General features: G+C 47.7%; 9 protein-coding genes. 8 read left to right on the top strand and 1 reads right to left on the bottom strand.

Features of this window, described 5'->3' with window-relative positions; all coding sequences use genetic code 11:
* Nucleotides 1-389 precede the first annotated feature (389 nt).
* The 8 genes from DYD21_RS15770 to DYD21_RS15730 all read left to right on the top strand — a co-directional run bounded on the left by DYD21_RS15770 (nucleotide 390) and on the right by DYD21_RS15730 (nucleotide 13,638).
* Nucleotides 390-1,748: a thymidine phosphorylase gene (locus DYD21_RS15770; RefSeq protein ID WP_233505562.1), complete on the top strand. Its 1,359-nt coding sequence runs from the start codon at nucleotides 390-392 to the stop codon at nucleotides 1,746-1,748.
* Nucleotides 1,749-1,895: 147 nt separating this feature from the next.
* Nucleotides 1,896-2,657 carry a PspA/IM30 family protein gene (locus tag DYD21_RS15765; protein ID WP_116037968.1) on the top strand — a complete coding sequence of 254 codons (762 nt, stop codon included), beginning with the start codon at nucleotides 1,896-1,898 and terminating at the stop codon, nucleotides 2,655-2,657.
* Nucleotides 2,658-2,663: 6 nt separating this feature from the next.
* Complete coding sequence (locus tag DYD21_RS15760) at nucleotides 2,664-3,095, top strand: hypothetical protein (RefSeq protein ID WP_116037967.1); 432 nt, start codon at nucleotides 2,664-2,666, stop codon at nucleotides 3,093-3,095.
* A 12-nt stretch (nucleotides 3,096-3,107) separates the two neighbouring features.
* Complete coding sequence (locus DYD21_RS15755; protein ID WP_116037966.1) at nucleotides 3,108-3,986, top strand: hypothetical protein; 879 nt, start codon at nucleotides 3,108-3,110, stop codon at nucleotides 3,984-3,986.
* 7 nt (nucleotides 3,987-3,993) lie between these two features.
* Nucleotides 3,994-4,770 (top strand): enoyl-CoA hydratase/isomerase family protein, encoded by a 777-nt coding sequence (locus tag DYD21_RS15750; protein WP_116037965.1) that lies wholly within the window; start codon nucleotides 3,994-3,996, stop codon nucleotides 4,768-4,770.
* A 130-nt stretch (nucleotides 4,771-4,900) separates the two neighbouring features.
* Complete coding sequence (locus tag DYD21_RS15745) at nucleotides 4,901-6,181, top strand: hemolysin family protein (RefSeq protein ID WP_116037964.1); 1,281 nt, start codon at nucleotides 4,901-4,903, stop codon at nucleotides 6,179-6,181.
* A gap of 38 nt (nucleotides 6,182-6,219) precedes the next feature.
* Nucleotides 6,220-7,923, top strand: coding sequence for an ATP-binding protein (locus DYD21_RS15740; RefSeq protein WP_116037963.1), 1,704 nt, complete (start codon nucleotides 6,220-6,222; stop codon nucleotides 7,921-7,923).
* Nucleotides 7,924-8,574: 651 nt separating this feature from the next.
* Nucleotides 8,575-13,638 carry an MBG domain-containing protein gene (locus tag DYD21_RS15730; RefSeq protein ID WP_116037961.1) on the top strand — a complete coding sequence of 1,688 codons (5,064 nt, stop codon included), beginning with the start codon at nucleotides 8,575-8,577 and terminating at the stop codon, nucleotides 13,636-13,638.
* A gap of 58 nt (nucleotides 13,639-13,696) precedes the next feature.
* Here DYD21_RS15730 and DYD21_RS21135 read toward each other — a convergent pair whose 3' ends face one another.
* Nucleotides 13,697-13,843 (bottom strand): hypothetical protein, encoded by a 147-nt coding sequence (locus tag DYD21_RS21135; protein ID WP_158607329.1) that lies wholly within the window; start codon nucleotides 13,841-13,843, stop codon nucleotides 13,697-13,699.
* Nucleotides 13,844-13,946 lie beyond the last annotated feature (103 nt).

Below are 13,946 nucleotides of genomic sequence, written 5' to 3'. Positions count from 1 at the left end.
GGGATCTTGTCTCTAATGAAGATCCCCTTTATTGAGGCTGTGAGATTTTACACTCTCATTCGTTGGTATTCATTATTTTTTAAGGTATGAAAGCTTGTATTGAAGCTCCCCTCCCTATCAAGTCCGGTTAGGGCCCGATAGGGAGCGGACGGGGGAGGGTCAGAAAGTTTGAGAGCTGAGAAAATGGCAGAAATCTTACTTTATTTACGTGCATTTTCTTTGGAAAACAATTTTCTCATAGCCTCTATTAAGGGGGGAAATTTGAGGTCCTGATTTTAGAAGCGAACTAAGGTTTTGAGCATATTCAGGAAGCGTGACTGGTGCTATTCTTCATTCTTTTTTAATCATCAGAAATACTACCTTTCCGTAGTGCATAAAACTCGAATGAAATGAACGATATGAGCGTAAAAGATATCAACCCGGTATCACTGATTCGCAAAAAAAGAGATGGACTTGAACTCACGGATGGGGAAATTCAGGATTTAATAAAAGCTTATACGGAAGACCGGCTGCCCGATTACCAGATGAGCGCTTTTTTGATGGCGTCATTTCTGAACGGGTTGAACGATGAGGAGGCGGCGGCTTTAACCCGCTCCATGCTGCACAGCGGTATCGTGCTTGATCTGAGCGATATTCCCGGCGTAAAAGTTGATAAACATTCCACCGGCGGCGTTGGAGATAAATTGTCGCTGATTCTTGCCCCCATTGTGGCGTCATGCGGCGTTCCCGTTCCCATGATTTCCGGACGCGGACTGGGGCACACCGGCGGAACTCTCGATAAGCTGGAATCCATTCCGGGATTCACCGTTGATATCACCCTTGAGCGATACCGGGAAATCCTGGAACAAGAGCAGATGGTGCTTGCGGGGCAGACAGAAGAGATCGCCCCGGCTGATAAAAGGCTGTACGCTCTTCGCGATGTGACTGCAACGGTGGAATCGATTCCGCTGATTGCCGGGAGCATTATGAGCAAAAAACTGGCTGAAGGAATTGATGCGCTGGTGCTGGATGTGAAATTTGGATCGGGCGCATTTATGAAGAAAAAAGAGGATGCCATCCGCCTCGCTGAAACGCTGGTCGGTATTGGCGAACAGTTTGGCAAAGAAACCATCGCCTATCTCACCAATATGGAGCAGCCGCTCGGGTACGCTGTTGGTAACTGGCTTGAGGTGAAAGAGAGCATCGACGGGCTGCAGGGAAACGGACCTGACGATGCGATGGAAATCACGCACCTGCTGGCAGGTACGATGATCTACCTTGGCAAGAAAGCTTCAACCGTTGAAGAAGGTATTGAGAAAAGCCGGGCGTCTGTGAAAGATGGCTCTGCGTTTAAAAAATGGGTAAGCATTGTGAAGGCGCACGATGGGGATACCGGTGTGATTGAAAACCCGGAAACGTATCCGAAAGCGGATCATATCGAACCGGTGATTTCATCAAAAAGCGGTTATATTAAGGAAATGGATGCTTTTGCGATGGGGATGGTGTCACTCGAACTTGGAGCAGGCCGCCGGGCTAAAGATGATGACGTGGATCCAGCCGCAGGATTCCTGCTTCACAAAAAAGTTGGGGATTATATTGAAGAAAATGAAACATTAGCAGAGCTGCACACGAACAAGAAGTCGATGATCCCCGAATGTAAGGATGAAATGATCCGCGCGATCACGTTGTCTGAAACATCCCCGGAAAAAATTACTCAAATAGCGAACAGGGTTGATAAAGACGGTGTTCACGATTATATAACAAGATAGCAGATGTGCAATTCGTTGCATCTGATACAAAACCTTTAAAAAAGTAAACGTGTTTATAAATCCGAGCTGTAATCTGTACCAGCAGACAGCAGAATTTGAGAAGTCAGTGGATTGTCACACAATAACGGGCACAAATAAAAAAGTACTATGTTTGACAGATTAATAAGAGCAATACGATCGATGTTTGGCGGTATGGTAAATTCCATGGAGAACCCGAAGCTGATCCTGGAACAGAACATCAGGGAGCTGAATGATCAGATACCGCAGATGAATGAAAATATCGCAACGGTGAAGGCCAACGTGGTGATGCTTCGAAAAGAGGTGGACCGCTACGAAAAGGCGATATCGGATATCACATCAAAGATAAAATCGGCGATCAATGCCGACCGCGATGACCTGGCGCAGGGGTATGCGCTTCAGCTCGAAAAAACGCGTGAAAACCTGGAGCACTCACACGAGCAGCTGAAATTTGCCGAGCAGGCGTATGAGAAAGCGCAAAAGGTGAAAAAAGCGTTTATGCGCGAAAAAGACAGGAAAATTAAGGAGGCACGGGAAGCCTTGCGAGCCAGTGAACGGGCAGAGTGGCAGGCCAAAGTTGCCGATACGCTCGAATCATTCGAAATGGGCGGGATGGATCAGACCCACAGTGAGATGCTGAACCGACTGAATGAACAGACGGCCAAAAATGAGGCCCGGATGGAAATTGCGCTCGACAGCGTGGATACCGAAACGATGGAGATCGAGGCTAATGCCGAAAAACTGCGAGCACAGGAGCTTGTTAACCAGTTTAAGCAGGAGATGGGCAAGAGTGTGAAAAGCAGCGAAAAAAGTATCTCTATTGATGAGGAGTCAACCCAGGAGCCTGAAGCAGGCAAAACGGTTGGTAAAAAAGACCGAACCAAATCGTAACACGCCATGAGTGAGTCGAGCCGTGAAGAACGGGAGCGTTTAAAGGAGGAGTACAAAGATCACTATCGCAAAATCCGTGATACGAGCGAAAAACTTCGAAGCTCCCGGTATGCTAAAAAAGCATCAGATGCCCTCCGGCAGATGCAGTCAGATGAACTGCTTGGTTCAGTAGATGAATTTCTCGGAAAAGTGCGATACAAAATGGCTTCCATCGAAGCCCGGCTTGATCTGGCGATGGACGACCTGATCAACTCCGACGCTGAACTGGAGGCGGAGCGAGATGAAGAGCTCAAAAAGCAGAAAGCGAAAGAGTCGCTGCAACAGATTAAACGGGAAATGGGGATGCTCTATGATGATCTGGAAGAACAGGCAGAGCAGTTGCAGGTAAAGAAAACGGTTGGACCCGACCGTGAAGACAGTGAAAACCGGGAGCAATAAAAAAGCGAAATCATGGCAAAAGACGATAAATCATCCTCCATAAATTTTACACGGGAAGCGTTTTTGCATCCTGTAAACCTGGTATCTCTGCTTCTGGCAACGATTTCAGCCCTTGTGTTCACAGATGCCGGACTTGCCCCGCATACCATTCTCACACTTACGTTTGGAGCGGAGCTGCTCTATCTGGGTGTTGTGCCAAACCTGAACTCTTACCGGCAGTCGGTTATCCGCAAAAAACAGAAAGAGAAGCTGGACGATGAAGGCGATAAAGCCATTTTCTATCAGCTGGATGTGCGTTCACAAAAACGGTTTTTGGTGCTTAAACACATCGCTTCTGAGGTGAAAAGTAATTTTCAGTCGCTGCCCTACAGTTCGCAGGGAGTTCTTGAACATATCGAAAAGAAACTTGATGATTTACTGAATACGTACCTTACGCTGCTGGATATGTACCGCCGCTACCAGATCTACATGAATTCAGAAGTGGAGGAAGAGCTGAAAAATGAAGTGAAGTTGCAGGAGGATCAGATCAGCGAAATTGAGTCGAAACGGCTGCGTGATACGAAAGAGCGAAGAGTGAAAATTTTACGCAAGCGGCTGAATAAGTTTGATGTAGCCAAAGAAAAATATCTCATCTGCGAAACTCATCTCGAAACCATCGAGGATGCCACGCGGTTTATCTACGAACAGTCGATGACCATGCCGAATGCGGAGGATGTGGGCAACAAACTCGATCATCTGCTTGAGGAGATGGAGGAAGCCACAACGATTATTGAAGAGCTGGACCGCAGCCTTCTGCCCGGTTTTGAGGAGCTCGACCAGGAGCTGGAACTCGCCGAATTGCGAAAAGAGGCGGAAGAACTTCATAAACGAACGGAACAAAACGTAAAATAAATTTTCTATGTCTGCCAATTACGAAACGATTGAACTATCGACGGATTCAAACGGAATTGCCCACCTTACAATCAACCGTCCCAAAAAACTGAATGCTCTCAACAACGCAGTTTTGGATGAGCTGGATCGGGCCTTTGATCAGATTGCCGGTGATAAAGCGGTGAAAGGTGTAGTCCTGAATGGTTCAGGGGATAAAGCGTTTGTTGCAGGAGCTGATATCTCGGAGCTGTCAGGGCTGAACCGGGAGAGCGGAACCGCGGCATCGGAAAAAGGGCAGCAGATTTTTCAGAAAATTGAAAGCTCATCCAAACCGGTAATTGCCGTGGTGGATGGATATGCACTGGGCGGCGGAACAGAACTCGCGCTCTCGGCACATATGAGAGTGGGAACACCAAATGCCGTTTTTGGCCTGCCGGAAGTTTCCCTGGGGCTGATTCCCGGATATGGCGGCACCCAGAGGATGACAAAATTGATCGGTCAGGCGCGTGCTGCAGATCTTATTCTTACCGGAAGACAAATTAAAGCCGAGGAGGCACTCAATTTTGGCCTGCTGAACCGTGTTGATGAGGATGCGGATTCTGTAGCCGAAGAACTATTGAAGAAAATTTTCAAAAATGGCCCGGTTGCCGTTTCAGGAGCGATAGAGGCGATTCATGCGGCAGACTCCACATCGGGATTTAAAAAAGAATCGGAAATATTCGGAAAATTATGCGAAACAGAAGATTTTAAAGAAGGAACATCTGCATTCCTCGAAAAACGGAAACCTGATTTCAAAGGAAAGTGATCCAACAAGAAATTTTGAAAAGAATCTACCCGTGCATTCTAAACCGTAAAACGGGCAGAGAGTTGGGGCGAATTCTTTTTATCTTAACCGTTTCGTATGTATTAATATTCACGTTGCCTGATACCGATTTTTGGAATTCCTGATCATCATACTGACAATCATGGCGAGCGCGTTCTTCTCGGGTTCGGAAATTGCCTTCGTTTCGGCAAACCGGCTAAAACTTGAGATTGAAAGCCGCAAAGGCTCGCTGGTCTCCCGTTCACTTGCTTTTTTTAACGAAAAGCCGGAAACCTTTCTCACCACAACACTCGTAGGCAATAACATCATTAATGTTCTTTATGCAACATTGATGGCAATTTACCTGCTTGAACCGGTCCGCACTTTTTATGAATCCTGGGCTGGCGTATATCCGTCAACAGCTGTTGTTCTTCTTATTCAGACGATTATCGCATCGCTTGTAATTATGATTTTTGGCGAGATTATCCCGAAGGCGATTTTCCGGATCCAGGCCGATTTTATGGTAAAAGTGGTTGCCGTACCCCTTCGGTTTCTCAACGTTGTTTTGCGTCCGCTTATCTCTCTTGCAAACTCCGCATCAGGCTTTTTAATCCGTATGCTGAAAAGCGGCACCGAGCGAAGTGAAAAAGTATTCCGTAGGCAGGATGTAGAGATGATCCTCAAAGAGCTCCGCGATACAGGAGGCGGTGAGAATTTCGACCAGGAAGATTCACAGATTCTGCATAACGTACTGGAACTCTCAAACAAGCGTGTGAAGGAGACCATGGTACCGCGTACGGAGATGGTTGCAATTGATCAGAACGCCACTATTGATGAAATTCAAAAAACATTTATCGCGTCAGGTTATTCCAAAATTCCGGTCTACCAGGATAATATTGATGACATAACCGGGGTGGTGTTTGCCTATGATTTATTCGATTCGCCAAAGACGATTGCCGACATTATCCGCCCGGTTAAGTTGATTCCATCCAGCAAAAAATCGAAAGATCTGCTTGCGGAATTCCGGCAGAGCAATAGCTCCGTAGCTATTGTGATTGATGAGTATGGCGGAACCGCCGGCATGGTTACAATTGAAGACCTGATTGAAGAGGTTGTCGGGGATATTCAGGATGAGTACGATCAGGAAGATGAATATGTGAAACGAATCAACGAAAACACCTTTGTTCTGAGTGGAAACGTTGACCTGGAAGAACTGCAGGAGAAATTTCCCGAAATTAACCTGAAAGAAAACAGTGATGAGTTTGAAACGGTTGCAGGTTATATCATCAATCACATCGGGCGGATTCCAAAGGTGAATGAAGAGCTTTTTATCCAGGGAAATAAATTTATCATCAGTAAAGCTACTCCAAACCGGCTGGATACGGTGAAACTGATGCTGAAAGATCCTGAGTAGCAGCCGGAAATCAACCCAAAAATTAAAGCGAAAGAATCATGCTGGAACAATATCCCGAATGGGCGTCCCGCTTTGCCAAGAAATACCTCAGCCGTACGCTGAACCAGTTTATCGTTCATGGCAATGTACACGATATGGTGAGGGTGAAGAGTTCTCCCAACCGGTTCGACCGGCTGAAGACGTTTCTGGCCGATGAATTTTTCGGCTCCAGGGATTTTGTGCTTTTCTACGACCGAGCAACGGGAATCTATTTTCGGGATCAGAAATCTCAAACTGATTTTAACCGCGCGCTTTCCGGCCGTGATACAATCCTGGGAACCGATTACAGCAAAAAACTTCCGAAAGATCCGGTTGGTGCATTTTCGGTACTTGAACAGTATATCCGGACCCGGCTGAATGATAAAAAAAGCGTGGCGCTGATTATCGATCACGCCGAAACGGTTGTTCCGATGAATGACGCCGGTGCCTCTGGAACCGAAGACCGGAACGCACTGGTTTACCTGCTTAAATGGGCGTATGATCCACTCTTTCTCGCCGGGGATTTCACCACTGTTCTGCTTACGGAAAATATGGCGGATCTGAACCGGCGGCTGGTTCAGCATCCCTACACTGCAGATATTCATGTGCCGCTGCCTGATGAAGAGGAACGTTCTGCCTATCTTGCCCAGCATAAAAAGAACGAAGGAATTCATTCTGATTTACCTATGGAGATGATTACCGAGATGACGGCCGGCCTGGGGCTGGTGCGCATCCGCAGCATACTTTCCAACTCAAGTGAGCATAAGGAGCCGATCACGTTTGATTCCCTCTCAGAGATTAAAAAGCGAATGATCGAAGAGGAGGCGTATGGTCTTTTGGAGTTTGTACCTGCGACCAACACGCTTGACCAGGTGGCCGGTCATTCAGAGGTAAAAAAACATCTGCGCCTGGCGGCCGATGCCCTCAAATCAGGTCGGCGTGATGTGATTCCGATGGGATATCTCGTCTGCGGGCCTGTTGGAACCGGAAAGACGTTTTTGGTGACCAGTTTTGCAGGCGAAGTGGGAATTCCTATGGTGAAGCTGAAAAATTTCAGAAGCCAGTGGCAGGGTGTAACCGAAGGAAACCTGGAGAAAATTTTGAGCCTGCTGCGCGCGATGAGCCCGGTTGCGGTGATGATTGATGAGGCCGATGCCTACCTGGGAGATCGAAGTGCATCGGGCGACAGCGGAGTATCGAGCCGGGTGTTTTCGCAAATTGCCACGTTTATGAGCAATACCGATCACCGCGGACGAATTGTCTGGTTCCTGATGACAGCCCGTCCGGACCTGATGCCAGTCGACCTGAAGCGTCAGGGCCGTGCAGAAGAGCACATCGCCCTGTTTCACCCGGAAACGGAGGAGGAACGGGTGGAGCTTTTTGAAGTGATGAAAAAAAAGACCGGGCTAAAACTTACCGAAGAGTACCTGCCGAAAGCGATCAAAAAAGGGACGATAAAATATTCCGGCGCTGATATGGAAGCGGCTCTTACGCGGGCAAAATTTCACGCCGCGGCAGAAGGCCTCAAGGAGGTTACCCCGCAAATTCTGGACGATGTACTATACGATTTTCTCCCGCCCACCTATCCCGAAGAGATTGAGCTGCAGGCCCTGGTTGCGGTTTCGGAATGTACCTCCCGGCGATTGCTCCCGGAACGATTCCGGAATTTATCACGCGATGAAGTACTTAAACGAGTGGAAGCGTTAAAAAGAGAGATCCGTTGATAGGTGTGTTGAACTGATTTCCTGCATAACCCGGTTCGCCGAACCGAAAAGACCGGAAGTTGAAACAGGTGCACACTCTTTTGACACGTCATAAACTGCACAAGAAATTTCACCCAAAAAATCCATAAAAAAATCTCGCCAAAAACAGTTAACCCTTTCCAGTAAATTGCCGATAAAAGGGGTACAGACAGAGGGGTTTTGTCCGTACAAACTGATCAAATGAGTAACCCATAATCCAATTCTGCACAGCAGATAACTCATCGATTTAGCTTCATTGTAAGTCAAATAAATTGCAGTGTACCCAAAGAAGGCTTTGTGTTATAGGTGCTAACCCATCAGCCCGCAGAAACAGCGTGCAGACGGGGCAGTCCTGCAAGGTCCGTTGAATGTGATTTGAGAAGAATCATGAACCGGTTAACAGGATTGATCAGGTCATTCAAAAGACTGTTATCTATTGTGATGCAACAAAATCCGGTTATTCGGATATATTTAAAAAGATATCAGACGAAAAATGTGATAAGGCCGTTGTCCGATTAATGGTTGTTCTTTTGACAGAGACATATCCCCCTTTAAATAGATTTTTTACAACACCTAAAATCTACAAACAAGTATTCCGCTTATTTTAGATCATCTACAGATTTTGTAATAAAAATGATGCTCCGTAAAAGTACTTTTTTTCTATTCTTTCTGGTTTTTTATGTGATGATGTTTTCACCGGATCTTCTCCGATCTGCAGAGAATCCGTATGCTGTGATCCATCTGTCTGATGAATCAGATTCCAGCGATAATAACGAAATCGCATCACTCCGGGATAAAACGTATGGTGAAGAACCGTTTGAACTTGGCCCGGAAAGCACTTCCGATGGGGTACAAATTATCTATACAACGGATAATCCGGATCTGCTTGCCATCGATGGAAATATCGCTGCGATCCGGGGAGCTGGCACTGCGACCGTGACAGCAAGGCCGGCCGGAACCGATGAGGGAGATGAAGGTGAACATTCAGAACAGGTCATCACGATACATCCCGCAGAGCTTGAGATCATTGCGGATGAAAATCAAACCAAAGTATTTGGCGAAGATGACCCTCAGCTTACCTACAATGCGGAGGGATTCGTGTATGATGATAGCCCCGATCTGTTTACCGGTTCGCTAACCCGTGAAGGGGGCGAAAACGCAGGCCGGTACGAAATCACTCAGGGTGATTTATCTGCAGGCAGCAATTATTCAATTCAATTCAGATCTGCCGATTTTGTAATTACGCAGCGTGACCTGGTTGTAACGGCAGAGAGTCAACAATCTAAAATCTATGGTGAGCCGGACCCGGAGCTGCAGTTTAGCGTGTCCAATTTTGCAGATGGTGACAACGAATCGATCCTTTCAGGGGAGTTAGAGCGCGAGATGGGCGAGGATGCCGGTGTGTACGCGATTACCGGGGGGAATCTTGATGCCGGTACAAACTACAATATCAGTTTTCAGCCGGCTGAATTTACGATTCAGCCACGAACGCTTATCCTGGAAAGCTTTACGGCTGATGACAAAATATATGATGGTACTTCTGATGCGCACGGGACCAGTTTCGGAGATGATCGTCTCTCCGGGGATGAGCTGGAGTTCACTTATACCGCACAATTTGAGAATCCGGATGCCGGAACGGGCAAAACCGTTTTCTTCAGCGATATTGAATTAACAGGCGGTCCTGATCAACAAAATTATACTCTGGATTACACATGGGGAATTGCGCAGGCTGATATTTATCCGCGTCAGATTACGATTCAGGCTCAATCAGCTGAGATGATCTATGGTGATGAAGTGCCCGGCCTGGAGTATAACATCAGCGATGGATCAGTGGCGGATGGGGATCGGATTTCCGGTCAGCTGTCCCGAACCGGATCGCAGAATGCCGGAGAGTATGAAATTCAGCAGGGATCGCTGGATGCCGGCGAAAATTACGAAATTACGTTTGAACCGGCTGAGTTTAACATCCTTCCGCGAACACTGCAGGTTGTTGTGAATGGCGGCCAATCCAAAACCTATGGTGACGCTGATCCTGAATTAAGATTTGAAGCGCAGAATTTTGCACCGGGTGAGGATATTGAGATTCTGAATGGTTCACTCACCAGGGAGGAAGGCGAAAATGCAGGCAAATACCAGATTCACCAAAATACATTGAGCGCCGGTGAAAATTATGAGATCGACTTTTCATCAGCCGATTTTGAGATCAAACCAAAAGAGCTGCAGGTTGAAGCGACCCGCCACCAGACTAAGATGTATGGAAACAGTGATCCGGATTTCCGGTTCATGGCAGAAGGCTTTGCGTTCAATGATAACGAAGGTGTGCTGACGGGATCACCGAACCGGGAACAAGGTGATGATGTTGGATTTTATGAGATCAGAAAAGGTTCTCTGGATGCCGGCAAGAATTATAAAATCATTTTTGAACCGGCTCAGTTTGAAATCATGCCGCGCCCTCTGATGCTGACCGATTTTACGGCCAGCGACAAAAGGTATGATGGCACAACGGATGTATCAGGATCAGATTTTCGGGATAACCGGGTGGAAGGGGATCGCCTGGAATTTGATTACAATGCGGCATTTGAGACCCCGGATGCCGGTCAAAACAGGATCGTCCACTTTACAGATATCGAAATTACGGGTGGAGCGGATCAAAACAATTACCAGCTGCAAACCACAAGCTGGTCGGTACTTGCCGATATCCATCCGCGACCGTTATCGGTATCGGCGCGTCCGGTTGAAATTGAGTATGGTGATGAGGAGCCGCTGCTTGAATACAGAATCACAAGAGGATCGCTGCTGGAGGAGGATGAGCTGCGCGGGATGCCTGAGCGCACCGGTACTCTGGATGCCGGCAGGTATGAAATCCGGCAGGGGACACTAACAGCCGGGGAGAATTATGAGATCGCATTCAGGCCGGCACCGTTTATCATCAAACCAAAAGCACTGACTGTAACCGCAACCGGGGAGAAATGGAAATTTGAAGGAGAAAACGATCCGGAAATAACGTACAGGGTAAATGGATTTGAATATGGGGATGATCGCTCGATCGTAGACGGTTCCCTGGAACGAGAGCCGGGAGAGATGCCCGGTAAGTACAGCATCGTGAAGGGAAATCTGGATGCCGGACCGAATTACGAGATCAGACTGAGGCAGGCAGAGTTTTCGATTCTTCGAACACCGCCTGTAGCGGTTCAGCAGTTACCGGCGCCGGATGAGACACGGATTGAACCCAACGCCCCGGTTACGGTTGAATTTGATCACTCCATTACGCTCGCGGATGCGGATCAGATTACGGTGACCGATCCGGAAAACCGGGAAATTGATTTCAGGATCGACGTTGAAGGCAACCGGATGACGTTAATTCAGAGTGAGTTCGTTCATCAAACCACGTATTCTGTAATGATAGGAGACGGAGCCGTTGAGAACCTGGATGGAATACCGAATGAAGAATTTTCCTGGCAATTTACTACCATTATGTCACCACCGGTGGTAGACTCCCATTCTCCGTCTGATGGAGCTGTGGGGGTTGGATTTTCCCGGCCACCGGTTATTTCATTCACCCAGAATGTGGATGCCGGAGATTTAGCTGATATCACCATCACCAGGGTTGCTGACGGATCGGTACTGGATGTTGAGTCAGAGCTTGAGAATAATCAGCTTGTGATTGAGCATGGCCGTTTTGAACAGTTTGCAGATTACCGGGTAACCATTCCGGCAAACGTGGTTCGCAATGCGGATGAAGTTGGGAATGAATCCTACTCCTGGTCGTTTACAACGATCTGGGCTCTGCCGGAGCAGGTTGCTCTTCAGTACCCGGTTGATCGGGTAGGATCGGTTGCCGTTCAGCCCACATTGGAGTGGGAACCCGCATTGCATGCTGATAGCTATCAGGTACAGGTGAGTCGGGACAGAGAGTTTATGAATCCGCTCGTTGATGAGGAGGTTCTGGAGGAAATAAGATATGAGCTGCCTGGAAATCTGGACCATAATCAGCGCTATTTCTGGCGTATCAGGGCGAAAAACAGCACAGGGCGGTCTGAATGGTCAAATTTGCGGTCTTTCATAACCGTTGCCGAAGCGCCCGGTTCTGTCTTTCCAATTGCGGATGCAGGTCAGATCAGTATCGCTCCGTTAGTGGAATGGAGTTCGGCCTACAATACCACTTACAGGGTCCAGCTATCAAAATCTGAAGATTTCAACGCCCCGGTGACAGACAGGCTGACAAACGAAACATCGGTTCAGTTAACCGGATTGGAGCAAGATCAGCAATATTTTTGGCGCGTGAGGGTAGAAAATGAAAGAACTCAAAGTGAGTGGACTGAATTAAATGCATTCAGAACACGGCCGGCTCCTCAAATGGCGGATGCAAATCGTGTTATCCGTGAGCAAATTGAATTTGGGAATTCGCAGACTGGTGATCAGCAGGAGCGTTCGGGGCGTGAATATCGCCTGGTGGGGCTGCCCGGTGAGGATCGGTATTTGGTCAGCGATCTTTTTGAAGGAAATTACGGGACAGACTGGAAAGCACTTCGGAAGAATGGTTCGGAAGATGAGTACCGCGAATTCAGGCAGGGTGACGGAAATTTTACCTTTACGCCGGGGAGTGGTTTCTGGGTATCCGGAAACGGAAATCTGAACCTGGAGCTGCCTGTAACCAATGTAGAAACGAATGAGAATGACGCCTACACGATTCCGCTGAACCCGGGCTGGAATATTATTTCCAATCCGCACACCGGCAGTATCAGCTGGCGGGATGTTCAGATGATGAACAGCATTCAGGGCGAGGCATATAGCTACAATAGTCGTTTTACAGAAGCGGATTCTCTTCGACCGGTTCACGGGTATTACTATTTCAATCCGCCGGAAACGGCACTCGATGCACTCGAAATTCCATACTCGGGAATGGAATACCGGCGGAAAACGGATAATGAGGGTGAACTCTTGCTTGCAGCATCCCGGGAAACTCAGCCATCGGTAAAATTACACGCCGAATTTGATGAGAAAAAAAGATTAACCACGGAGCTTCTTTTTCCCGGCCTTGCTGAGAAACAGACAGATTTTGAGGGAGATACGAACCGGTACCGGAAGTATCATCCACCTATGGAGATGATTCGCAGCGGCATGATGATGACAAGACCTGAAGCAGAAAACCGACAGGGATTGATCAGAGATGTAGCCGCATATAATCGCCGGGGGAGTGAATATCATCTTCATCTGAAAGCAGAGGAAGGAACCGTTTTTACTTGGCGTGCGGAACTCACCGATATGCCTGCAAATACCGGTCTTTTAATGGTAGATGAAGAGAGTGATCAATCATGGCTGCTGCAGAATGGAGAGAGCGTAGAAGCAGTTGCAGAGCAATCAAACACCGTGTATACGCTATTCACGGGTGACCGCTACTGGCTTGAGCAGAAACAGAGGGAATACTTGCCGGAAAATTTTGCATTATACCCCAACTATCCCAACCCGTTTAATTCGACTACCAATATACGGTTCTCCCTCCCGGAAAAGCAGGAGGTACGCCTTGAAGTCTATGATGTGATCGGCCGGCGCGTGCAGGTGCTCATCAATGATGAACAGCCTGCTGGCTGGCATACCGTGCAGTTTGATGCGAGCCGCCTGGCCAGTGGTGTCTATATCTACCGGATGACCACCGAGAACAACGTGAGTTCCCATAAAATGACGATTGTGAAATAAGCCCGGTCATATTCCTATCCACCTCTGCTTATTCCATCTCTATATAAGAAAGGCCAATTCAAAACCATAGAACAGCATGGCCAAGATTGAATTCCGCCGGGCTGAACCATTCGATGATGATCGCTTCTCCTAAAAAAGTAATGCCGAGCCCAACAGGCTTTACCCCAATTACCGAGTGCCGCCACCCTTTCTTTTTGTAATCCATGTGCCTTCATCTTGAGAACAAAGCTATATCAGATCTCCTCAATGGACCGTCCGATTTTTGTTGATGCAGTGTTTTGGTTGAATTCAGGGAGGAAAAAGAGGCC

It is taken from the genome of Rhodohalobacter sp. SW132 (assembly GCF_003390325.1).
In the GTDB taxonomy this organism is placed as follows: Bacteria; Bacteroidota; Rhodothermia; order Balneolales; family Balneolaceae; genus SW132.
The sequence above is the reverse complement of the archived record's forward strand: the minus strand, read 5'-3'. Positions and strand labels throughout refer to the sequence as shown.